Annotated in this window: 16 protein-coding genes and 6 pseudogenes; 9 read left to right on the forward strand and 13 right to left on the reverse strand. The window is 67.6% G+C overall.

What is annotated here, in order from left to right:
- Positions 1 to 328 (reverse strand): annotated as a pseudogene (locus GJ632_RS04935) (3-hydroxyacyl-CoA dehydrogenase family protein); the annotation flags it as partial.
- Between the two features lie 98 nt (positions 329 to 426).
- Here GJ632_RS04935 and paaK point away from each other — a divergent pair.
- From paaK to GJ632_RS04955, 4 genes and pseudogenes are all read left to right on the forward strand, one after another.
- Positions 427 to 1,712: pseudogene (paaK, locus tag GJ632_RS04940) on the forward strand (phenylacetate--CoA ligase PaaK).
- Between the two features lie 307 nt (positions 1,713 to 2,019).
- Complete coding sequence (locus GJ632_RS04945) at positions 2,020 to 2,487, forward strand: MaoC/PaaZ C-terminal domain-containing protein (protein WP_089811164.1); 468 nt, start codon at positions 2,020 to 2,022, stop codon at positions 2,485 to 2,487.
- Positions 2,484 to 3,488: an LLM class flavin-dependent oxidoreductase gene (locus tag GJ632_RS04950; RefSeq protein ID WP_191452268.1), complete on the forward strand. Its 1,005-nt coding sequence runs from the start codon at positions 2,484 to 2,486 to the stop codon at positions 3,486 to 3,488. Before GJ632_RS04945 ends, GJ632_RS04950 begins: the two co-directional genes overlap by 4 nt.
- Before the next feature lie 178 nt (positions 3,489 to 3,666).
- The gene (locus GJ632_RS04955) at positions 3,667 to 4,053 is read left to right on the forward strand and encodes a PaaI family thioesterase (RefSeq protein WP_191452269.1); all 387 of its coding nucleotides are present in this window, start codon (positions 3,667 to 3,669) and stop codon (positions 4,051 to 4,053) included.
- A 39-nt stretch (positions 4,054 to 4,092) separates the two neighbouring features.
- Here the strand turns inward: GJ632_RS04955 and paaE are convergent.
- From paaE to paaA, 5 genes and pseudogenes are all read right to left on the reverse strand, one after another.
- Positions 4,093 to 4,259 (reverse strand): annotated as a pseudogene (gene paaE, locus GJ632_RS25190) (1,2-phenylacetyl-CoA epoxidase subunit PaaE).
- Between the two features lie 2 nt (positions 4,260 to 4,261).
- The gene (gene paaD / locus GJ632_RS04960) at positions 4,262 to 4,684 is read right to left on the reverse strand and encodes a 1,2-phenylacetyl-CoA epoxidase subunit PaaD (protein ID WP_191452270.1); all 423 of its coding nucleotides are present in this window, start codon (positions 4,682 to 4,684) and stop codon (positions 4,262 to 4,264) included.
- On the reverse strand, positions 4,677 to 5,549 hold the full coding sequence (gene paaC / locus GJ632_RS04965) for a 1,2-phenylacetyl-CoA epoxidase subunit PaaC (protein WP_089811157.1): 873 nt from the start codon (positions 5,547 to 5,549) through the stop codon (positions 4,677 to 4,679). The genes paaD and paaC overlap by 8 nt, the downstream gene beginning before the upstream one ends.
- Positions 5,549 to 5,862: pseudogene (paaB, locus tag GJ632_RS04970) on the reverse strand (1,2-phenylacetyl-CoA epoxidase subunit PaaB). The gene paaC and the pseudogene paaB overlap by 1 nt, the downstream one beginning before the upstream one ends.
- A gap of 4 nt (positions 5,863 to 5,866) precedes the next feature.
- Positions 5,867 to 6,810: pseudogene (gene paaA / locus GJ632_RS04975) on the reverse strand (1,2-phenylacetyl-CoA epoxidase subunit PaaA).
- An 86-nt stretch (positions 6,811 to 6,896) separates the two neighbouring features.
- Here paaA and GJ632_RS04980 point away from each other — a divergent pair.
- A complete protein-coding gene (locus GJ632_RS04980) occupies positions 6,897 to 7,535 on the forward strand; it encodes a helix-turn-helix domain-containing protein (RefSeq protein ID WP_089811151.1) in 639 nt (212 codons plus the stop codon).
- A gap of 76 nt (positions 7,536 to 7,611) precedes the next feature.
- Complete coding sequence (locus tag GJ632_RS04985) at positions 7,612 to 8,376, forward strand: enoyl-CoA hydratase/isomerase family protein (protein ID WP_191452271.1); 765 nt, start codon at positions 7,612 to 7,614, stop codon at positions 8,374 to 8,376.
- On the opposite strand, the gene GJ632_RS04990 is transcribed toward GJ632_RS04985, so the two are convergent.
- On the reverse strand, positions 8,373 to 8,888 hold the full coding sequence (locus GJ632_RS04990) for a hypothetical protein (RefSeq protein ID WP_191452272.1): 516 nt from the start codon (positions 8,886 to 8,888) through the stop codon (positions 8,373 to 8,375). The two genes, GJ632_RS04985 and GJ632_RS04990, sit on opposite strands and share 4 nt — an antisense overlap.
- 520 nt (positions 8,889 to 9,408) lie before the next feature.
- On the opposite strand from GJ632_RS04990, the gene GJ632_RS04995 reads away from it, so the two are divergent.
- Complete coding sequence (locus tag GJ632_RS04995; RefSeq protein WP_089811145.1) at positions 9,409 to 10,455, forward strand: glycosyltransferase family 2 protein; 1,047 nt, start codon at positions 9,409 to 9,411, stop codon at positions 10,453 to 10,455.
- Between the two features lie 151 nt (positions 10,456 to 10,606).
- On the opposite strand, the gene GJ632_RS05000 is transcribed toward GJ632_RS04995, so the two are convergent.
- Together GJ632_RS05000 and GJ632_RS25195 are read right to left on the reverse strand one after the other, a co-directional pair.
- Positions 10,607 to 12,034, reverse strand: a complete 1,428-nt coding sequence (locus GJ632_RS05000) for a sulfatase-like hydrolase/transferase (protein WP_231751342.1) — start codon at positions 12,032 to 12,034, stop codon at positions 10,607 to 10,609.
- Between the two features lie 119 nt (positions 12,035 to 12,153).
- Positions 12,154 to 13,668 (reverse strand): lipopolysaccharide biosynthesis protein, encoded by a 1,515-nt coding sequence (locus tag GJ632_RS25195; protein ID WP_343161024.1) that lies wholly within the window; start codon positions 13,666 to 13,668, stop codon positions 12,154 to 12,156.
- Between the two features lie 189 nt (positions 13,669 to 13,857).
- On the opposite strand from GJ632_RS25195, the pseudogene GJ632_RS23070 reads away from it, so the two are divergent.
- Positions 13,858 to 14,394: pseudogene (locus GJ632_RS23070) on the forward strand (glycosyltransferase family 2 protein); the annotation flags it as partial.
- A 552-nt stretch (positions 14,395 to 14,946) separates the two neighbouring features.
- Here GJ632_RS23070 and GJ632_RS05015 read toward each other — a convergent pair.
- Entirely contained in the window at positions 14,947 to 16,185 is a 1,239-nt protein-coding gene (locus GJ632_RS05015; protein ID WP_191452273.1) for a sulfatase, read from the reverse strand.
- Between the two features lie 173 nt (positions 16,186 to 16,358).
- Between GJ632_RS05015 and GJ632_RS05020 the strand changes: the two genes are divergently transcribed.
- On the forward strand, positions 16,359 to 16,604 hold the full coding sequence (locus GJ632_RS05020) for a hypothetical protein (RefSeq protein ID WP_191452274.1): 246 nt from the start codon (positions 16,359 to 16,361) through the stop codon (positions 16,602 to 16,604).
- Positions 16,605 to 16,846: 242 nt separating this feature from the next.
- Here GJ632_RS05020 and GJ632_RS05025 read toward each other — a convergent pair whose 3' ends face one another.
- The 3 genes from GJ632_RS05025 to GJ632_RS05030 all read right to left on the reverse strand — a co-directional run bounded on the left by GJ632_RS05025 (position 16,847) and on the right by GJ632_RS05030 (position 21,360).
- The gene (locus GJ632_RS05025) at positions 16,847 to 19,480 is read right to left on the reverse strand and encodes a hypothetical protein (protein WP_191452275.1); all 2,634 of its coding nucleotides are present in this window, start codon (positions 19,478 to 19,480) and stop codon (positions 16,847 to 16,849) included.
- A gap of 279 nt (positions 19,481 to 19,759) precedes the next feature.
- Positions 19,760 to 20,122, reverse strand: coding sequence for a hypothetical protein (locus GJ632_RS23075; protein WP_231751343.1), 363 nt, complete (start codon positions 20,120 to 20,122; stop codon positions 19,760 to 19,762).
- Positions 20,080 to 21,360: a right-handed parallel beta-helix repeat-containing protein gene (locus GJ632_RS05030; RefSeq protein ID WP_231751344.1), complete on the reverse strand. Its 1,281-nt coding sequence runs from the start codon at positions 21,358 to 21,360 to the stop codon at positions 20,080 to 20,082. Before GJ632_RS05030 ends, GJ632_RS23075 begins: the two co-directional genes overlap by 43 nt.
- Positions 21,361 to 21,384 lie beyond the last annotated feature (24 nt).

Raw genomic sequence — 21,384 nt, forward strand, 5'->3', positions numbered from 1 at the left:
GCGTCCGCGTCGGCGAACCCCTCCACCTCGCGCATCGTCTCGCGCTTGAGGTCCATCTCCTCGGGCACCGCCTCTATCACGAGGTCGCGTCCGCGACCGCGTCCGCCAGCGAGGTGGTCCCGGTGAGGCGGTCCAGCGTCGCGGTCATCTCCGCTTCGGTCACCTTGTCGCGTTCGACGCCGCCGCGGAGGTTCTCCTCGACGGCGTCTATCCCGTCCCGAACGTACTCGTCCGCCACGTCTCGCATCACCACGTCGTGTCCGGCCATCGCGGACACCTGCGCGATTCCGTGCCCCATCGTCCCGGCTCCGAGTACGGCTACGTGCATGCTCGAACCGCGTCGCGGAACCCTCATAATCGTTTACCTCACTCGACGCGGGACGGCGACCCGCACGTTTTTATCATCATCAATCGTCGGGTTCGAACATGCCACACCGGAGCGTAGAGACCGCCCCTCGGGAGGAACTCCGCCGAGTGCAGTCCGAGCGACTGCGGGAGACGGTCCGCACCGCGTACGAGAACGTGCCGTTCTACCGGGAGCGATTCGATGAGATGGGGCTGTCGCCCGACGACGTGACGAGCGTCGACGACGTGTCGGCCCTCCCGTTCACGACGAAGGAGGACTTCCGCGACACCTACCCGACGGGGATGTTCGCCGTCGAGATGGACGACGTGGTCCGCGTCCACGCCTCCTCGGGGACGACGGGGAAGCCGAAGATAGTCGGCTACACGCAGTCGGACCTGGACGTGTGGGACGACGCGATGGCGCGGTGTCTCGTCACCGCCGATCTGGAGTCGGACGACGTGGTGCAGAACGCCTACGGCTACGGCCTGTTCACCGGCGGTCTCGGCCTCCAGCAGGGCATCGAGGCCATCGGTGCGACGGTCATCCCCATCGGGGGCGGGCAGACGCAGCGACAGGTGGAACTGCTCGAGGACCTCGAATCCGACGCCCTCGCCTGCACGCCGTCGTACGCGCTCTACGTCGCGGAGACGGCCGACGAGATGGGCGTGGACGTGCGCGAACTCCCCCTCCGCCTCGTCATCTTCGGGGCCGAACCCTGCACGGAACCGATGCGCGAGGAGATAGAGGACCGACTCGGCGTCACGGGCGTCGACCTGTACGGACTCTCCGAAATCGTCGGCCCCGGCGTCTCCATCGAGTGTCTCGAACAGGACGGCCTGCACGTCTGGGAGGACCGCTTCTACCCGGAGGTCGTCGACCCGGCGTCGGGCGACCCAGTCGCAGAGGGAGAGGAGGGCGAACTCGTCCTGACGACGCTCTCGAAGGAGGCGCTCCCCGTCCTGCGCTACCGCACGGGCGACCTGACGACGCTGAACTACGACACCTGCGACTGCGGTCGGACGGCCGTCCGCATGGACAACGTCACCGGCCGCACCGACGACTTGCTCATCGTCCGCGGCGTCAACGTCTACCCGAGCGAGATAGAGTCGGTCGTGTTGGAGTTCGAGGCGGTGGCGCCGTACTACCGCATCGACCTGCGACGCGAGGACAACCTCGACACGCTGGAACTCACCGTCGAACTGGCTGACGACTTCGACGGACCGGTCTCCGCGTCCGAGAGCGGATTCTGGACCGCCTGTCGAACGTGCTGTCGTTCACGCCGGACGACCTCTCGCTGGTCCGACCGGGCGAAATCGCTCGGACCGAGGTGGGGAAGGTCCAACGGGTCTACGACCACCGCGGGTAGGTGCGGGACGGACCGCCGTCGCGCGGCGTGCGCCGCGTGTCGGCGCGCTCCCTCTCTCCTCCCCGCTCCTCCCCCACCACCCCCTCCTCACCCCTCCACTCACCCACCCCGCGATCCGCCCCCGCCCCGCGCCGCCCCGCGGCGCTAGCGTCGCCCCCCGCAGAGCCGTTCCGGGCGTCTACACCGCCCCCGACGTGACAGTTCGTGCCCTCCACCACCTTCCCCCCTCGCGTCCGCCGAGCGACCGCGGTCTATCAGCAACGATTGGTATGTAAAGTATTTTACCGACGGACGGCGACGGGCCGGCATGGCTTACAGCTACGAACCGCACTACTTCGAGGACTTCGAGGAGGGAAAAGAGTTCGAGAGCGTCGGCCGGACCGTGACGGAGGCGGACTTCGTGATGCACTCGGCGCTGTCGGGCGACTGGACGGAACTCCACACGAACGCCGAGTACGCCGAGGACACCCAGTTCGGCCAGCGCATCGCCCATGGGCCGATGACGTTCGTGCAGTCGACGGGGTTCGTCTACCGGTGCGGCATCGTCGAACGGACGGCCATCGCCTTCCTCGGGATGAACTACATGGACCTGCCGAACCCGGTGTTCGTCGGCGACACCCTCTCGCAGACGATGACCGTCTCCGAGCGGAAGGACCTGAGCAGTCGGGACGACGCCGGACTCGTCGTCCTCGACGTGGAGATGACGAAACAGGACGGCACCGTCGTCCTCGAGGGCGACATGAAGTTCCTCGTCAAGCGACGTGACGCGGAATGAAGCTCGGAACGGGACTCTTCACCTGTCAGCGACGGCCCGACGACGGCCGTTCGTCGAGCGAGGTGTACGACGAGATGCTGACGCTCGGGCGCGCCATCGACGGCGCGGGACTCGACAGCGCGTGGGTGTCAGAACACCACTTCACCGAGGACGACTACCTGTCGGGGACGATGCCCGCCCTCGGCGCGCTCGCGGCCGTCACCGAGGACGTGGAACTCGGGACGTGCATCGCGCTCGCACCGCTGTACGACGCGGTGCGACTCGCCGAGGACGTCGCGACGGTGGACAACATCTCGGGCGGGCGGACGACGCTCGGCCTCGCCATCGGGTCGAACCCCGACGAGTTCGACGCGTTCGGCGTCCCCCGCGAGGAACGGGTCGACCGACTCACGGACGCCGTGAACGTCTGTCGGGCGGCGTGGTCACCGGGGCCACTCGAGTACGACGCCGACTTTCACGACGTCTCTCCCGAGGTGAACGTGACGCCCAAGCCCGCCCACGACGTGCCCGTCATGCTCGGCGGGTCCGCGAAACCGGCCGTCCGGCGCGCGGCGCGGACCGCCGACGCGTGGTGCGCGCCGTCGGCACTCTCCGTCGAGGGAGTGAGAAAGCGCGTCGAGGACGTTCGGAGCGTCCGCGAGGCGGAGGGACTCGACGGCGACTTCGGGATATACGTGCTCCAGCACGGCTTCGTCGCCGACTCCGCCGAGGAGGCGTGGGACGCGATGGCGGACGGCTACCTCTACCTCCAGCGTCGCTACGCCGAACTGTTCTCCGGCGAGTCCGTCGACTCGCTCTCCGACGAACGCGTCGCGGAACTCCGCGAACAGGCCATATTCGGGTCGCCCGAGACGGTGGTCGGGGAACTGGAGCGGTACCGCGACGCTCTCGGCGACGACGTCCACGTCGTCCTGCGGACGTACTACCCCGGCATCGGCACCGACCGGATGGTCGAGTGCGTCGAGCGACTCGGCCGCGACGTCGCGCCGCACCTGCATTGAGGCGAGTGCAGGCGGAAGCGGGCGAGCGCAGGCGGAAGCGGGCGAGTGCAGGCGAGAGCGGACGGGGGCGGACGGAGGCGGACGGGAGCGGATGGGCGAGGCGCGCGGCGCGTGTCCGCCGCGGTGTGCGGCCGGACCGACGAAACGACGAAGAGGCTCCGCGGCGAGACGGGAGACGATGGACGTAGAGGAGTTCTTCGAGTCGATGCCGTTCGCACGGTTGCTCGGCGTGGAGGTCACCGAGGCGGCCGACGGGCACGCCGAGGGTCGAATCGAGATGCGCGAGGAGTTGTCGTGGAACGCCGACCGGGTGATGGCGCACGGCGGCGTCACGTTCACCCTCGCAGACACCGTGGGGGGTGCGGCCCTCGTGAGCGAGGTGGACCAGCCGGTGCCGACGATAGACCTGCGCATCGACTACCTGGAGGCCGGGACGGGCGACCTGTTCGCGGAGGCGGACGTGGTCCGTCTCGGCGGCGACGTGGGGACGGTGGACGTGGAGGTGTACGCGGCCGAGGACGACACCCACGTGGCGAGTGCGCGCGGCGTCTACAAGACGGGGTGACCTTCGAGAACGAGAGTGGGGGGCCGTTCGACGGAGAACTCAGCCGAACTTCTCGAACGGTTCCTGACAGTCGTGGCAGTAGTGCATCGACCGGCAGAGACCGGGCCCTTCGGGTGTTCGCGCTCGGTGTTCGTGCCGCCGCAGTACGGGCACTCGGCCGTCTCGTCCTTGCCGCTGGTGTCGACGCTGGGGTCCAAATCGCGCATGGTCAGATGCTCAGTCCGAACTCGCGGAGGTCCTGTTTCCCCTGCTCGGTCACCATCTCGACGGACCACGCGGGACTCCAGACGAGGTTGAGCGTCACCGTCTCGACTCCCTCGACGGCGCCGACGGCCGCGCGGATGTCGTCTTGGAGCATGTCGCGCGCGGGACACCCGGTGTACGTCAGCGTCATGTCGATGCGCGCCTCGCCCGTCGCGGCGTCGACGCCGACGGCGTAGACGAGTCCGAGGTCCACGATGCTGATGGGCATCTCCGGGTCTTCGACCGAGTAGAGGGCGTCCCAGACGGCGCGTTCGAGTCCCTCGGTTCCCTCGCCCGTCGCGGGGAACTCCTCGACGGCGCGACCCTCCACGTAGTCGGTGTGCGTGCAGTACGTCGGGTCGGCGTCGTCGGTGAACTCGCTAGACATCGTCGGGGTCCTTCATGAACCGGGTCGCCTCGTGCAGTCCCATCTCGCGGTACGCCTCGGTGAAGTCGTCGTAGAGGACCCGCCAGTGGTCGGTGTGGTCGCCGTCGCGGCCGACGTGGTCCGGCAGGACGTCGGCGTCGAGGCGGCCGTCCGCGTCCAACTCGGGCGCGCGCAGGTCGACGCCCACGTCGGTCATCGTCTCCGTCACTCGCTCTATCCACTCGGCGCGCAGGTCGGCCAGCGTTCGCGTGCGGACGCCGAGTTCGTCGATGGCCGCCTCCGCCTCCGCGGCGTCGGCGGCCGGTTCGAACAGGGTCAACGCGTACGGGAAGAGGCGGTCCGTCGCCTCCTGCACGCGCCGCCGTCCCTCCTCGGAGGCGACGAGACGGCGGAGCCAGTTCGTCGCGTGTTCGCGGTGGTAGTCCTCCTCGCCGAGGACCTTCTCCACCCGGTCGCGGATACGCGGGTACGACGAGTCGGCGAGGGCGTTCAGGCGGAGCGACTCGGCCTCGTCGTAGAGGTACGACCGGACGACGCAGTCGGCCCAGTCGCCCTCCGAGAACGGGAGTTCCACCAGCGTCGAGTGTCTGAACGTCGCCGGGTCGCGTTCCCACAGCAGGTCGGGTTCGGTGTAGCCGAAGTCCTCCAAGAGGTCGTACCACAGGCGCGCGTGGCCGAGTTCGTCCTGCGCGATGTTGGCGATGGCGATGTCGGACTCGATGGTCGGCGCGCGCACCTGCCACTCGGTGTAGCGGTCCGCGAGGACGAACTCGTCGTCCGCGAGTCGGCGGAGGAGGAGTTCGACGGCCTCGCGTTCGCGGTCCGAGAGGTCGGCCGGCCCCGCCAGCGATTCGACCGACGACATCAGCTCTCACCCCGGCCCTTCTCGGCCTCGACCTGTTCGCGTTCGGAGTCGGCCACCTCCTCGGCCACCGTCTCGACGTTGAACGTCATCGCCCACCGGTAGGACTTGTCCGTCGTCCCGCCGAACGCCGCGTTCTCGGCGTCGAGTTCGCCGATTTCGTCCTTCGGGACGACCCAGATGCTGTTCGTCGCTTGCGCCGCGCGTGCTGTACCTGCGCGAACGTGAGCGCCATCTCTCGGTCCGGCGCGTGGACGTTCCCGCAGTGTTCGTGGTAGTCGCCCTTCTTGTCCTGTCTGAACACTTCCCAGATCATGGTCTCAGTCCGCCGCGGCGGGCGTGACGCCGCCGTCGTTCGCCTCGTACTCGTCCATCGACTCGCGCACCCACGCCACCGCCTCCTGGGCGCGCTTGCGGGAGTCTATCTGTTCCTTTCCGGGATCGTACTCGTTCTTCGCTATCCGGAAGAACTCCTCCCAGTTCAGGTCCTCCTCGCGCACCTCGTACTGGCCCGTCTCCTCGTCGTACTCGATGCGCGGGTACTCGGGGAGTTCGAGCCCGTACTTCTCGATCTTCGGGAGGTACGCGTTCAAGAACGCCTGCCGAAGTTCGTCGTTCGTGTTACGCTTCAGTCCCACCTCCGCGGCGAAGTCGTGGTGCGTCGACTTGTCGTCGGTCGGACCGAAGAACTGGACGATGCGCGGCCACCACGTCTCGAAGGCGTCCTGTAACTGCTCCTGTTGGGTCCTCGTCCCCTGCGACAGTTCGCGGAGGATGCTCTCGCCGTGCTTGACGTGGAACCCCTCCTCGAAGCACACCTTGTCCATCGCGTGCGCGTAGGGTTCCCAACTGGAGGACTTCAGCGTCGCCTGCCGGCGCATCGCCGCGCCGTCGACGAAGAAGCCGATCATCGGCGTCTCCACCCACGATTCCATCGGGTAGTGGAAGCAGTTCAGGAACTTCCCCTTCCCCTCGGCGAGTTCGTCCAGCATCTCCTCGCGCGTCTTGACGCCGAGGTTCTCGGCGGCGCGGTACAGCAGTTGGCCGTGGCCGAGTTCGTCCTGCACCTTCGCCGAGAACGCCAGCTTTCGCTCCAGACTCGGCGCCTTCCGGATGAACGGGCGTTCGAGTACGCGCCCATTATCTCGGAGTTGGCGTGGAACTGTATCATCCGCGTCGCCGCCTTCCGGTACTCCTCCGGCATGTCGTCTTTCGGGGAGAACTGTCTGGGTCCCGCCCGTTCCTTCACGGTGTCGAGGTCCATATATCATAATCTTTCATCGGTATCGTCCTTACCCGTTGGCCCGTCCATAGACTGCCTTTATATGATTTCCGTGCATCGTCGCGGGCATGATAGCGGAGTGTCTGGTCGCGGAGTTCAGAGTCGAGGGGGACGACTGCCCTCTCGCGGCGGCGACGGCGAACGCCGACGCGGCAATCGACGCCCGGCCGCCGCAACTCCGGTCGGACGGCTACGTCCTCCTCCGGTTCTCCGCGCGCCCGAGCGACGAACTCACGCGGACGCTCGACGCCGACGACCGGATTCGCTACCTCCACGTCACGCGCGCGGACGGTCGGCACAACTACCGCTGTCTCTCGAAACACCCCTGCGTCGTCCACGAACTCGTGAACGCGGGCTTTCTGGTCGAGTCGATGCGGTACGAGAACGGCGGTGCGACGATGCGCGGGGCCGTAGTCGGCTACGACGTCCTCCGCGGCGTCATGGAGGCGGCGGGGCGAACCGTCGGCGTGAGTCTCGAACGCGTCTCTCCGCTCCGCGCGGACGACGACGAACCGGTGGCGAGCGTCCACGAACTCACGCCGGCGCAGGAGGAGAGCGTCCGTGTCGCCGTCGAGATGGGGTACTTCGACCTTCCCCGCGACGTCACGGCCGCCGAGGTGGCCGCCGAACTGGGCATCAGCAAGACGGCCTTCCTCGAACGACTCCGCCGGGCGCAGGGGTCGCTGTTCGGGGCGATGTTCGGGTGAGTCGCCACGGACCGCCCACCGCCGTGGACTGCGCCCTTCGCTCACCGTTTTGTACCGTCTCGCCGTAGTCGCCCCCATGCGCGTCGAAGACACCGACGGCGTCCGGCGAATCACGTTCGACCGACCACAGGTGAAGAACGCCTTCACGGCCGAGACGGCCCGCGAACTCGCCGACGCCCTCGACGGCCTCGCGGCGGAGACGCACGACGCGGCCGTCCTGACGGGCGAGGGAAACGCGTTCAGTGCCGGCGGCGACGTCGAGGCGATGGCCGACCGCGACGAGACGGCCCGCGAGGCGTACGACCGCGTCCGAGGAACGCTGGGACGCGTCGCCGAGTCCGTCCTCACCGCGCCCGTTCCGGTCGTCGCCCGAGTCGACGGCGACGCCGTCGGCGCGGGGTTGTCGCTCGTCGCCGCCTGCGACTTCGCCTACGCCAGCGCGGACGCCCGCTTCGCCGCCTCGTTCGTCAACGTCGGACTCGTCCCCGACCTCGGGGGGACGGTGACGCTCCCACGCCTCGTCGGCCTCCGCGCCGCGAAGGAACTCGCCTTCACGGGTGACCTCGTCTCGGCCGACCGCGCGGCCGAACTCGGCCTCGTGAACGACGCCGTGCCCGCGACCGAACTCGACGCGACGGTCGAACGAACGGTTGAGCGACTGGCGTCGCGACCGACCGAGACCATCGCGCTGGCGAAGGAGGCCATCCACGCGAACCTCGGCCGACCGTGGCGCGACGGCCTCGAACGCGAGGCGCAGGCGCAGACGCTCGCCTACGACACCGACGCGCACGAGGAGGGCGTCGCGGCGTTCGTCGAGGGCCGGAGTCCGGAGTTCGACTAACCGCCCGCCTCGACTTCCTCGCGGAGCAGGCTGTTCTCGTCCACGTAGTACCGCGCCGTCCACGGCGGGTAGTCGTAGTGCTGGGTCGCCGTCGAGTCGCTCCCGCCGGCCGCCTCGTTCACGTACGCCGAACACTGGACGACGACGACGTACCCGCTCCCGTCCGCCTCGGCGGACTCGACGTGACAGGAGTGTTCGGACATCCCGACGGTCCGCCCCGAACCGGACAGGTCGTTGTAACTGTAGCGGTACTCGTACGTCTTCGCGAACGCGGCGGCCGTCTCCGCGGTCAGTTCGGCCGGCCGTTCGGGTTCGGACTTCGGGCCCGCGGGGAAGGACGCCGTCCGGTTCGGGTACGGCGTCGCCGTCGGTTCCGCCGTGGCCGACGGCGTCGTCTGGACCGCCGTTCGATTCGTCGCCGTGGTCTCCCCGGCCGGCGCGTCGGCGACGGACCCGACGCAACCGGCGAGGAGGACGACAGCGACGACGCAGAGGAGGACGCTGGTGCGCATGGGCGTCGTTCGGCGTCTCGTCGGAAAGGCGTGGCGTAGACTGCAACCGACGGTTGAGCTATCTCGGGGACCGCGGGCGGACGGCCACTGACGGCGGGCGGGTACGTCCGCGCCACCACCCGCGGTGAACACGTCATCGAGTCGACGCGGTTACGAACTGTATAACCGGCCGATACGGCTGGATTCCGGCCGCCCTCCGACTACGCCCGCGGCCGTCGGGACGACTGACTGTCGGCGAAGGGAGACTGTATCGAACGGGGACTACTCATGCGACGCGTCAGTCGCGCGCGTTCCGCACGCGGCCCAGTCGGCCGTCCCTCTCCGCGGGCCGCGACGCCGCCACCATCGTTTCGTCAGCGGTTTTCTGGTGCGTAATGTACTTCGTCCGACGACAACAGGGGCATAACAAAGTCTATCTCGGGCAGTATTCTGTACGAAGGCCGGGTCGGCGGCGCGACGTGCCACTGGGTCACTCACAAGTGGGGTCGGAACGCCACGACGGGACGGCCATCGGAGAACCATGTACAAAGGCAACCGAGTCGCAGTCGTCGTACCAGCCTACAACGAGGAGCGGTTCGTCGGACGAACCATCGAGAGCGTCCCGTCGTACGCCGACCGCATCTACGCCGTCGACGACGGGTCGACGGACGGAACGTGGCGAGAGATACAGGAGACGGCGCGGCGACTGAACGAGGAGGGACCCGAACCGGTCGCGGCCGACGGCGGCCAGCACGACGGGTCGCGCGTCGTCTGCATCCGTCACGAGACGAATCAGGGCGTCGGCGCGGGCATCAAGACCGGCTACTACCGCGCGATAGACGACGACATGGACGTCGTCGCCGTCATGAACGGCGACGCGCAGATGGACCCCGAGGTGCTCCCGCACTTCCTCGACCCCATCGTCGAGGGCCGGGCCGACTACGCCAAGGGCGACCGAATCAGTCGCCGCGAGAACGTCGGCGAGATGAGTTCGTGGCGACTGTTCGGCAACCGCCTGCTCACGCGACTCACGAACCTCTCCAGCGGCTACTGGAAGACCATCGACTCGCAGAACGGCTACACCGCCGTCTCCGTCGAGACGCTCGAGCAGATTCCCCTCGAGGACGTGTACGACCAGTACGGCTTCCTCAACGACATGCTCACCACGCTGAACCTCCACGACGCCCGCATCGTGAACGTCCCGCACCGGGCGGTGTACGGCGACGAGGAGAGCGGCATCGTCTACCGGAACTTCGTCCCGAAGCTCTCCGGACTGCTCTTTCGGAACTTCCTCCGCCGACTCGCCCGCCGTTCGACCGACCGGTCGTACCAACCCGCCGTCGCCGCCTACGCCCTCGGGATGGTCGGGATGCTGTTCGGCGCGCTCTCCGCACTTCGCGGCGTCTCCCGCGCGCTTCGCCGCCGGGACGACGCCTCGGTACTCCGCTCGCTCTCCGGACTCCTCGTCAGCGCGCTCGTGTTCCTCGCGGGCGCGGTCCTCGACAGACGCGCCAACGAACACCTGGAGAAGGGCTTCGAGACGGACGCACCCGCCTACGACGCCGACGACCACGGCACGGACGAGTAACGGTACGCTTCTCCGACGGCCGCGACCCGAACGGACAGTCGCGACGCCGCCGGCCACGGTGCGTTCGCGAATCCCCCCGCTCGCTCGTCGCGACGACCGTTCCGGTGCCGCCTGCTCCGTACGTCGGGACGAGAACGATGTCGCTGGCCGATTAGCGGGTCCGAACCTCCCTCACCCCGCCGTTCAGAGGTAGCCGAGGTCTTCGAGGTGCGAGGTCATCGACTCGTCGAACTCGGCCTGTTCTTCCCGCTCGGACGTCGGGACCCCGTAGGTTCCGAGCCACGACTCGGCCTTCGCGGCCAGCGTCTCGCGCACGTCCGGGTGGTCTCCGGCGACGTCCGTCATCTCGTCGGGGAGGGCGAACAGTTCCTCGCCGGACTCGCTGCGCTGGTAGCGGTAGTCGCGCGTCCGGAGACTCGTCAGGTCGCCCGCGTGGTAGCGCGCGGCGTCGAACGCGGGGTCTCGCTCCTGAATCGTGTCGAGCTTGCTCGCGCAGCGAACGCCGCTCCGTTGCGTGACGGCGAACTCGCGGGCCTCCGGAGCGAGTCCGACCCCCGCCGCGACGTCGAAGTCGACGCCGACGGCGTCGAGCACCTCCGTCATCGCGTCCGCGTGTTGGACGACGCCGTCGTGACTCTCGACGCCGTCGACGCCGGAGACGACGAGGGGGAGCGTGCGAGACGGCGTCGTCGGCGACGACCATGTGCGCGAGCATCCCCTTCTCGCCGAACAGTTCGCCGTGGTCGGCGGTGACGACGACGATGGGGTCGTCCAGTCGTTCCTCGGCGTACTCGACGAGGCTGCGGACCGTGTCGTCAACGTAGCGGATGGTGGCGTCGTACATCGCCTGCAGCGCGTTCCACTCGTCCTCGGTGAACGGCACGCCGCGCGCGATGTAGCCGTGCAGGTCGTCGGACATCTCCATCACCAGGTCGAGCGCCTCCTCGACGGACATCTCGAAGTCGTCGGCGTACAGGTCCTGATACGGTTTCGGCGGGTAGTACGGGTGGTGGCTGTCGCCGAGGTGGGTGTAGAGGAACAGGTCCTCGTCGTTCGCGGCGGCCTCGCGGACGTGTCGCTTGGCGATGGCGTTGCTCACGTAGCCGACGGAGTGCTTCCCGGTGTCGGTCGTGTAGCCCGCCGAGTGCGTGTTGAGTTTCGTCAGGTAGCGGAGGACCGTCGGGATACCCGCCTCCTCGACGAGGGTGTCCTTTCCGAGGTAGTGGAAGTGGTCGAACCCGCGGGCCAGCCCCGTCGCGTCGCTCAACTGCGGGTTGGGCGAGACGCAGGCCGTCCGGTAGCCGGCGTCTCGCAACGCCTCGGGGACGGTCGGAACGTCGCTCGACAGACGATTCTCCTGCGTCCACGTCCGGTGGGCGGAGGAGGCGAGTCCGGTGAGGATGGAGGCGCTCGACGCGCGGGTCCAGACGTCGTGAGAGAAGCAGCGCTCGAACGCCGCGCCCGTCGTGCGGTCGGCCAGCGACGACAGGAACGGCGTCGTGTCGCGGTGGTGGCCGCCGAGGGAGGTGTGGTCCTGCCGGACGCTCTCGAGCGTTATCCAGACGATGTCGCGTGACATTTGATACTGGAGGCTGTCGCTCCGAGGCATTAATTCGTCAGCGACTAACGGACGACACCCGCGAAACGCGTCGGATTAGCCGGGGATTGTCGCCGGCTCGGCCGGGGTCGACGCGCGGTTCAGCGACGCGCGCTGGCGACGATTTTCTTGACGTTCCGACCGATGCCCCAGCGGAACTGCCGTTCGAGGACGGCCACGACGGCGAAGTAGGTGACTGCGCCGACGAGGATGCCGATGACCAACTCCGCGATGGCCGGGAGTTCGATCAGCGAGTCCACGTACCAGACGACGGCAGCCATGACGGCGCTCGCAGAGGTGGGGAACGCTATCTCGCGTATCGTCTCCAACGGGGGCACGTCGAGCATCTTCGTGATGAGGTAGATGTCGATGGGCATCATCGGGAAGACGTAGATGACCGTGACGACGGCGGCGGCGCCGGTGATGCCGTATCCGAGCGTCACCGCCACGGGGTAGAGCGTCACCGCCATGAGGACGACGCGGAGGAAGCCGAGTTTCGCCAGCAGGTCGGGGCGACCCATCGCCTTCCAGATGGGGCCGAACGTCTGCCCGAGGGCGCGGAGGAAGCCGTAGAGGGCGAGTATCTGCATCGGGACGATCATGTCCGTCCACTGCTCGCCGAGGGCAACTATCACGAAGTCGGGGGCGACGACGGCGATGCCGAAGGCGACGGGCGCTGAGATGAACGCGTTCACGCGGAGCGTCTTCTTGAACGTGCTCCGCATCTGCTCGGCGTCGTCCTGTAGCTTCGAGAACGCCGGGAACATCACGCTGGAGATGACGCTCGTCAGTTCCGTCGCGGGCGCGTTCGAGAAGCGGTAGGCGTACTGGTAGAACGCCAGCGGCGCGGCCCCGATGAACGCGCCGACGAACGCGTCGTCACCCTCGCTGTAGAGGAAGTAGAGGATGGACGACCCGGTTATCCACTTGCCGTAGTTGATGAGTTGCCCCGCCGAGTCGCGGCTGAAACTCAGGTTCGGACGGAACTCGTGCAGGAGGTACGACAGGACGAGACGGAGCAGGTCGGCGGCGACGTACCCCGCGACCAGCGCCATCGCCGTCGGACTGACGAGCGCCCACGCGATGGCGACGACCACCTGCACCACGTCCCCGCTGACCCGGTAGACGAACTGCTTGTGGAAGTCGAGGTTCTTCTGGAAGTAGACCATCCCGGGGTTCTTGAAGCCGAGGAGGAGCGGCGAGAGCGCGATGACCTGAATCAGCGTCGTCGTGCTCTGGACGTTGCCGTCGCCGAGCACCTGCGCGATGAGCGGGGCCGCGAGGAGCAACACGGCGGAGATGAGCGCCCCGCGGGCGATTTCGAGCACCCACACGGTGTTGAGGTGTTCGTCCACGTTCGCCTCCTCGTCCTGCACGAGGGCGGCGTCGAGGCCGACGTTCGTGAACTTCTGGATGCCGCTCAGCGCGAGGAGCGCGACCCCGACCAGCCCGATCTGCGTCGGGCCGATGAGGCGCGCGAGGACGACGAGCATCGCCAACTGGAGGATGCGACCGAAGGCGTTCTGTCCCATCGCCCAGATGGCGCTCTTGACGACGCGTTCTGCGGTGCCACCGGTTGGGACGAGACGATTGAGGAGAGCGCGGAGCCGGCTCACTGCCGACCCCCCGTACGCACGCGAGATTCCATTCTTACCCTACGAGAGCGTCGCCCGGACCTATCGTTATGGCGCTGGTAATGCTCGTGACTCTCTCACGAGCGTCCGTCGCTTCCGACGCGCTCGTCGCCGATTTCGGGCGATTAGTGAGCGGTGAACAAAGGCCCCCGCGAACGGACCGGAGAGACAATGAGTCACGACTCGGAACCCGGTCTGGTCTCTGTCGTCGTCCCCGCGTACGGACGGCCCGACTACCTCGACGCCGCCGTCGAGAGCGTCGCCGACCAGACGTACGGGTCCATCGAACTCGTCGTCGTCGACGACTGTTCGCCCGACCCCATCGAACCCATCGTCGCGGCCGCCGAGACGGGTGCCCTCGACAGCGTCCGGGTCGTCCGTCACGAGGTGAACCGCGGGGCGAACGCCGCGCGGAACACGGGTATCGAAGCCTCGACGGGCGAGTTCGTCGCCTTCCTCGACGACGACGACTACTGGCGACCCGAGAAGGTCGAAAAGCAGGTGCGCGCGTTCGAACGAGGCGGCGACGACGTCGGCTTCGTCTACACCGGACAGGAGAACGTCACCGCCGACGGGACGACGACGAACTACCGCGTCCCCGAGACGCGCGGGTGGGTGACGCGCGACCTGTTCCGCGGCGCGCCGCTCTGTCCCTTCTCCTCGGTGATGGTCCGCCGGTCCGTCGTCGATGCCGCGGGCCTCCTCGATACGCGCTTCCCGAGTTGGCAGGACCGCGAGTGGTACCTGCGCATCTCCGAGGAGTGCGCCTTCGAAGTCGTCGCCGAACCGCTGGCCGTCCGTCGCGTCGATTCGCACGGGCAGATAAGCGACAACTACGAGCAGAAACGCGACGTGTCGTACCCGCTGTTCCTGGAGAAACACCGCCCGCTGGCGCGGAAGTACGGTAAACGACACGAGAAGGCACTCGTCGCGGCCCAGTCGCGGTCGCTCGCGCACGCCGCACTGATGACGGGCCACTACCGCGACGCCGTCCGGTTCCTGCTGCGGAGCATCCGGTACGACCCGTCTCAGACCGAGTCGTACCCGGTTCTCGCCGTCGCGATGGGCGGTGAACGCGCGGTACAGGCGGCACAGCGTCTGAAGCGACTCGCCGAGCGACTCCGGGGCCGGACGCGTTCGGAACCGCGTCGAACGACGCGAACGTCTGACCGCCGCGCGTCGCTCGGATACCGTCACGACCGACGGTTCGCGACCGGCGGTTCGAGGCCTGTTCCGGGCCTCCTCCGGACGGCCGGCGGTTCAGATGGTCCCCGAGTCGGCCAGTTCGGCGGCGGCGTCGATGACCCGCCCCCGCTCCGCTTCCGCCGACTGCTCGTGGTCGGTCACCGACCGTCCGATGTCGTACAGGGCCTCCTCTTCCAGCGGTTCGCCGTCGGCCGTCTCGACGCTCTCGCCCTCGGGCCGGCGGGTGTAGCGCCACGACCCGCCGTGGACGACGCGCCAGCCGTCGTTGTTCCGACTGGTGACGACGGGGTGGCCGACGGAGTCGTCTATCGTCTCGCCGCGGCCGAGTCGCGTCAGGAGGTCCGGGAGGCCGGCCAGCGAGAACGGCCGTTCGACGCGGGTTTCCGCGTGGTTCGCGACGAACAGGGGGACCCGAACCGTCTCCTCGTAGAGGAGACCGTGGCCATAGTGGCCGTCGCGTTCGCCGAACGACTCGCCGTGGTCCGCGTGGACGCAGAGGGCGGTGTCGTCGTCGACGGCCCGCGCCATCCGGTCGACGAACTCGTCGGTGAAGCGGACGGTGTCGTCGTACGCACGCAGGAGTCGGTCGTGGAGCATCCCCGACAGCGGGGTGTTCTGCTTCGCGCCGCCGAACAGCCACGCGTTGGCGGCGTACGCCGCCGCCGAGGACTGCGACCGGTAGCCCTTCGGCGGGAGGTACGGCATGTGGACGTCGACGAGGAATATCCAGCAGAAGAACGGCTCGTCGCCCCGCCGCGCCTCGTCCAGCCAGTCAGTTATCTGGTCGTAGAAGGCGTCCCACGACATGTACATGTCCTGGCCCTGCCACCAGTTCACCACCTGACTCGTGAGCGCCGAGAGGCCGCCGCCGCGGTCCGCGCCCTTCTCGATGGTGTCGCTGGTGAGGTCGTTCTCCATGAAGTCCTCGAAGTCGTCGAAGCCGGCGTCGTAGCCGAAGAAGCGGGAGGTCCACGGGTTCGCGGTGAACCCGGCGGTCCGGTAGCCCATGTCCTTGAACCGCTGCGGCAGCGTCCGACTGGCCTTCAGGTTCTGCCGCATCACCTCCTTGCGGTCGCTCGCCGTCGAGCGGTCGATGGGGTAGCGGCCGGTGAAGAACGTCGAGGAGGAACCGCTCGTCGCGCCGGCGGGTGCGACGGCGTTCTCGAAGACCAGTCCGTCCCCGGCGAGGCGGTCCATCGCCGGCGTGAGGCCGGCGTCGCTCCCGAGGAATCCGCACCGGTCGGAGCGGAAACTGTCGACGGTGACGAGGACGACGTCACGCTTGTCGGTCATGCGCCGCACTACCCTCCTTCGGGGTTTTGTTATGCCGGGAGTACCCGCGACTGCGGCGCGACGGCCGCGGCGCGGGCGTCGGTGCGTGCCACGCCGGCTCAGGGTGCCGTTCCGGCCGTAGCCGGTCTATAACAAACCGCTCCGTTCGCCAACGGGCTCTCACATCGGTCACTATGAATACGAATACGAGCGATTCCCTCTCCGACAGTGACACGCGCGACGTCGCACTCCCCGCACACGTTCTCGACAGGGTCGACGACCGACTGCCGCGGACGAACTTCGACACCTCCGAGGAGTACGTCACGTACGTGCTCGAAGAGGTCCTCGCGCGCGTCGAAGACGCGAGCGACGACGAGTACGAGTCGGTCGACGAGCGAGAGGTGGAGAACCGGCTCAAGTCGCTCGGTTACATGGAGTGACCCGCGACGCGCGACTCCGCCGAGACGAATCGGCGCGGCCGCTCCGGGCGTGAGGCGGTTCGAAAAGTGAAGGGCTGACGGCGCGCCGTCCGGTTCTCTCTCGGTCGTGCGGCGACCGAATGCTCATCCAACCAGTCGCATCACCGACTGGCTACCGGGGGGCGCGGCCGTCGTTCGCGCGGCGGGCGACCCGACGCGGGCAGGGCGACTGCGGGTGTCCACGAATCGCGGGCGAGTCTCGCCTACTGTCCGAGGTTCACCAGCGCGTCGCCGTTTATCTCCATCTTGACGATGTTGCCGGAGAAGCGGTAGCCGTCCTTCCCCGTCTTGACGACGCCGGCGACTTTCCCGTCGAACACCTTGTCGTCGAGGCTGTCGAGCGAGTTAGCGTCGCCGGCGACGGTCAGGTCCGGCGCGGGTTCGACGTCGCCCGTCACGTACACCGTGTAGGTCCCCGCGGCGGCGCTACTGGTGCCGTCGATGACGAGCGTGTTCGGCAGTTCCTCGTTGCCGCCGAGACTGGCCGGGTCCACCTCCGTCCCGTTGACGAGGACCGTCGCGTCGCCGTTCAGCGTGAAGTCCGTGATTTCGCCGGCGTAGACGTACATGTCCTCGCCGTCCGTGACCGCGCCCTCGGCGCTGTTCGTCGCCACGTTGCCGGAGATGTCGTCCGTCTCGTCGGGCGAGACGGCGATGTCCTCGGAGACGGTGACCGCGTACGTCGCGCTCGTCCCCGTTCCGACGACGGTGAGCGAGTTCGGCAGGTCGGTCGTCGGGTCCGACGTGCTGCCGTCGCCGGAACTCCCGTCGTCGGTGCCGCCGTCCGTCCCGCTCTCGTACTGCGTCGGGTCTATCTCCGTCCCGTTGACCGTCACGGTGGCGTACTCGGCGCCCTCGAACGCGAGATCGGTGATCGACCCGGTGTAGTGGAACGCGTCGACGCCGGCGTCGGGGCCGACCTGACCGGAGGCCGTCTGCCCGTCGACGGTGTCCTCCAGACCGCTCGCCCCCCGGACGAGTTCGCCGTCCACGCTGAGGTCGAACGACGTGACGCCCCCGCCCGTGCTCTTGACGACGAACGTGTTCCCCGAGAGGAGTTCGGGCGTCACTTCGACGGACTTCGAGCCGTCGGCCGTCTCGACGAAGTAGTCGGCGTACTGCCCGCCGGTGACGGAGAAGTCCGTGACGTAGCCCTCGTACAGGTAGCTGTCCACGCCCGAGACCGGTCCGAGGCTGTCGGTGACCGTCCGGTTCTCGACGATGCCCTCGCCGTTCGAGGCGGGCTTCATCGTACCGCTCGTCGAGACGGTGAACTCCGTCTTCCCGCCGCCCGTGCTCTTCACCGTGAAGCGGTACGGCAGGTCGTAGCTCGACCCGTCGGTACTGTCGCCCGACCCGCCGGACCCGTCGCTGGTCGAGGGCGTGCCGTCGCTCGGCGTCGAACCCGGCAGCGACGGGAGGGGGCAGCTATCGCCCGACGTGATGCCCGACGTGGACACCCGCCCGTTCCGGAACGTCGTGGAACGGCCGCCGACGTCGACGTTCGTGTTCTCCACGACGGAGCCGTCGCAGTTGTCGAGGAGGATGCCGTCGTTGTCGTTGGGCGAGGAGATGCAGCAGTTGCGGATGACCGAGTTGGGGCGGTCCTCGAAGTACATTGCGGCCTTGCTCCAGGCCGACCCGGTGACGCTCACGCCGTCGAGTTCCATCTCGATGGGCTCGCCCGCCTCGTTGGTCGGGCTCTGGCCGTAGACGGGGATGACGTGCTCGGAGTCACACTGGACGCGAGTGTTGCGAATCTTCGCGCCGCCGGTGTCGAAGTTGATGTAGATGCCGGCCATCGCGATGGACGTCGTGTTCTTGATGATGATGTCGCAGTCCTCGATGACGGGGCCCGAGAAGCGCTTGTCGTTCGTCTGCGCCCAGATGGCGCGGTTGAGTTGGATGGGTTTGCCGTCGAACTGCGACTCGACCTTCTCGTTGCGGGAGTCCCAGTCCTCCGTGTCCATCACGATGGTGCAGTTGCGGACCGTGGAGTCGCGACCGGCGGCCCGGATGGCCGTGTGGACCACGTTCTTCATGTAACAGTCTTCGATGAGGTAGGTCCCGTTCCCCTTCCCGGTGTAGATGCCCGACTCGGAGCCGTTGTGAATCTCGACGTTCCGGAGGACCATGTGCCCCTCGTGGCCGCGGCCGCTCCAGATGTCGAGCGAACTGTCGGGGTAGTGTTCGAAGCGCGTCGGACCCGTCCGGTACAGGCCGTCGACGACGGCCGTCCCGTTGGGGTCGGTGACGTTCGCGGCGAACATCTGTGGCCCCGTCGGGGTCCAGCCGTCGTACTCGACGTTCTTCAGGACGAAGTTCCGCTTGATGTTGCCGCCCATCCCGACCGTCGTGTTGTAGTCGTCGCGGCGGTCGAGGGTGAAGTTCTTCAGGACGACGCCGGCGGCGTTCCCGAAGTTGAGCCAGCGCATCCCCGTCCCCTGCGGGGGAACGAACCGAACCTCCGATCGGTCGCCGGCGACGCCGACGATACCGGTCCGGTCCTCGAGGACCTGTTTGCTCCGTATCTTGTACGTGCCCGCGGGGAACTCGATGAGCGTCCCGGGGCGGAGGGCGTTCTCTAACTTGCCGTCGATTCGGTCGTTCCCGTTCGGGTCCATCCCGAGGTCGGAGACGGCGTTCACGACGCGGTCGAACGACACGCCTTCGCGTTCGGTCGCGGCGGCGGCAGTGGAGGCGGCACCGGCACCGGCGACGACGGCCGCAGTCGCGGCGCCCAGTTTGAGGGTGTCGCGTCGGCCGAGGAGTTTGGCGTCGTCGGTTTGGTCGTCGGTGCCCGCGTCGTTCGGGCTGTTTGCAGGGTTCTCTGCCATGGACAGCTGTTTAGTAATGCATTAATGCAATAAATGTATCGATTATTTCTCCTGTTTTAGTTAGCAAAAATACCACTTTTTAGCGTACTTTCACAAAATACTGAATATCATACTTCCGTTTACATAATCGGTTCTAACGTCGCATTTACTCGGACGGGGCCGAGCGAGAACGACGCTCGGGTGTTTCGTCGTCCTCTCCGGAGAAGCGGTCTAAGGTTCAGAAAACGCGTTAAGGTGGAATTAATGGCGGGTTAACGGCGGTTCGCGGGTGCGGTCGCGCTACTCGTCGAGGACCGTTCCGTAGAGGTTGTCGTCGGTGACGCCGATGACGGCGAGGGTCCGCTTGGCCGCGTCCGTCCCGTCCAGACAGGTGGTCCCGGACAGCGAACTCGCGAGTTGCTGGGCGTCCACGTCCGAGAGCATCGACGACTGGAGGCGGTGGAGGTTCTTGAGGGTGGCCAGACACTTGCCGCCGCCGGTACCGTTGCTGGACACGCGGAGCGGATAGCCCCCCGTGAGGACGCTCACGCCGTCGAGGACGGTTCCCTCGCAGTCGTCGAGGACGATGCCGTCGACGCCCACGCCGGGCAGGTCGATGGTCACGTTCGAGAGGCGGGACCGCGGCCGACCCTCCATCGCCATCGCGACGTGTTCGTCGCCCGCCCGGTTATCTCGACGTTCTCGAACGTCATCTCCCACGGCTTCGCGGGGCGTTGGTTCCCCGTGTCGGGCTTGTCCACCGAGATAGTCGGGTAGTTCGTGTCGTTGTAGAACCGGCAGTTCCGCACCGTCGCGGCGCCCTGACTGTGCTCTATCTTCAAGAGGGCCTCCGTGCGCGGCGTCGCGCGCGCGATGACCGTGCAGTCCTCCACCAGTCCGCCGGTGTAGCCGTACTCGCCAGACTGCAGGTGGATGCCGCGCGCCTGATGCCAGTTCCCCCGGTTGCCGGGGGTGCGGTCCGTCGCGTCGACGACGACGGTTGCGCCCTTCACCCACGACCCCTCGCCGGAGATGCGGACGCCGTCGCCGAGGTTGTTCTTGAACAGGCCGCCCTCGACGCGCACGTCTCCCTGTCCCTTGGAGGCGTAGATGCCGTGTTCGCCCCCGTTCTCGATGTGGAGGTTCCGGTAGTACACCGTTCCGCGGTGGCCGCGCCCGGTGAACACGGTGATGGAGTTGCCGGGGTAGTGCGCGAAGTCCTGCGGTCCCTTCCGGACGAACGTGTCCACGATGGCGACGCCGTCCGGTTGCTTGACCTGCACGGCGATGCCGTTCGTCGACCCCGACTTCGAGTCCTGCCGGGGGTTCGACCCGGCCTTCTCGACGTTGTACAGGTGGAGGGCGTCGTCGACGAGAAAGCCCATCCCCATCGAGCGGTCGAACTTCTTCCCTTGTTGCATGGTGAAGTTCTCGACGACGATGCCGCTCCCGCCGTCGGCCATTATCCATCGGAACGACTTGCCCGCGGGGACGGTGAACTGCACGCCGCGCCGCGTCTCGCCCAGTCCGACGATGCCCCACCGGGAGACGTCGGCCACGTCGTGCCGCCGGCGGACCAGATACTCGCCGGACGGCACCTCGATGAGCGTCCCCTCGCGGAGGTTCTTCTCGAGCGACTGGTCGATCGGTTGCTCGCCCGTTGGGTCCCACCCCAGGTCGTCGACGGCGTTCACGACGCGGTCGAACGTGACTCCGCGCCGCGTCTTCGGCGTCCCGTCGTCCGGGTCGCCCGGCGTCTCCGTGAACGGTCCCGGTATCTCTGGCGTCTCCGTCGGCGTCTCGGTCCGACCGCCGCACCCCGCGACCGAGGCGACGCCGGCGCTTCCGAGGAGGCCGAGGAGGCGACGGCGCGTGAACGTCCGACCGTCGTCGTCTGTCATCGTACGGTCACCCCACCCGAAGGG

Source organism: Halogeometricum sp. CBA1124 (genome assembly GCF_009741955.1).
Lineage (GTDB): Archaea > Halobacteriota > Halobacteria > Halobacteriales > Haloferacaceae > Halogeometricum > Halogeometricum rufum.

Excerpts from the sequence above, each read along its gene's own strand:
- GJ632_RS04945 (WP_089811164.1), top strand. The coding sequence starts at position 2,020 with ATGGCTTACAGCTACGAACCGCACTACTTCGAGGACTTCGAGGAGGGA.
- GJ632_RS04950 (WP_191452268.1), top strand. The coding sequence starts at position 2,484 with ATGAAGCTCGGAACGGGACTCTTCACCTGTCAGCGACGGCCCGACGAC.
- GJ632_RS04955 (WP_191452269.1), top strand. The coding sequence starts at position 3,667 with ATGGACGTAGAGGAGTTCTTCGAGTCGATGCCGTTCGCACGGTTGCTC.
- paaD (WP_191452270.1), bottom strand. The coding sequence starts at position 4,684 with ATGTCTAGCGAGTTCACCGACGACGCCGACCCGACGTACTGCACGCAC.
- paaC (WP_089811157.1), bottom strand. The coding sequence starts at position 5,549 with ATGTCGTCGGTCGAATCGCTGGCGGGGCCGGCCGACCTCTCGGACCGC.
- GJ632_RS04980 (WP_089811151.1), top strand. The coding sequence starts at position 6,897 with ATGATAGCGGAGTGTCTGGTCGCGGAGTTCAGAGTCGAGGGGGACGAC.
- GJ632_RS04985 (WP_191452271.1), top strand. The coding sequence starts at position 7,612 with ATGCGCGTCGAAGACACCGACGGCGTCCGGCGAATCACGTTCGACCGA.
- GJ632_RS04990 (WP_191452272.1), bottom strand. The coding sequence starts at position 8,888 with ATGCGCACCAGCGTCCTCCTCTGCGTCGTCGCTGTCGTCCTCCTCGCC.
- GJ632_RS04995 (WP_089811145.1), top strand. The coding sequence starts at position 9,409 with ATGTACAAAGGCAACCGAGTCGCAGTCGTCGTACCAGCCTACAACGAG.
- GJ632_RS05000 (WP_231751342.1), bottom strand. The coding sequence starts at position 12,034 with ATGTCACGCGACATCGTCTGGATAACGCTCGAGAGCGTCCGGCAGGAC.
- GJ632_RS05015 (WP_191452273.1), bottom strand. The coding sequence starts at position 16,185 with ATGACCGACAAGCGTGACGTCGTCCTCGTCACCGTCGACAGTTTCCGC.
- GJ632_RS05020 (WP_191452274.1), top strand. The coding sequence starts at position 16,359 with ATGAATACGAATACGAGCGATTCCCTCTCCGACAGTGACACGCGCGAC.
- GJ632_RS05025 (WP_191452275.1), bottom strand. The coding sequence starts at position 19,480 with ATGGCAGAGAACCCTGCAAACAGCCCGAACGACGCGGGCACCGACGAC.
- GJ632_RS23075 (WP_231751343.1), bottom strand. The coding sequence starts at position 20,122 with ATGGCGATGGAGGGTCGGCCGCGGTCCCGCCTCTCGAACGTGACCATC.
- GJ632_RS05030 (WP_231751344.1), bottom strand. The coding sequence starts at position 21,360 with ATGACAGACGACGACGGTCGGACGTTCACGCGCCGTCGCCTCCTCGGC.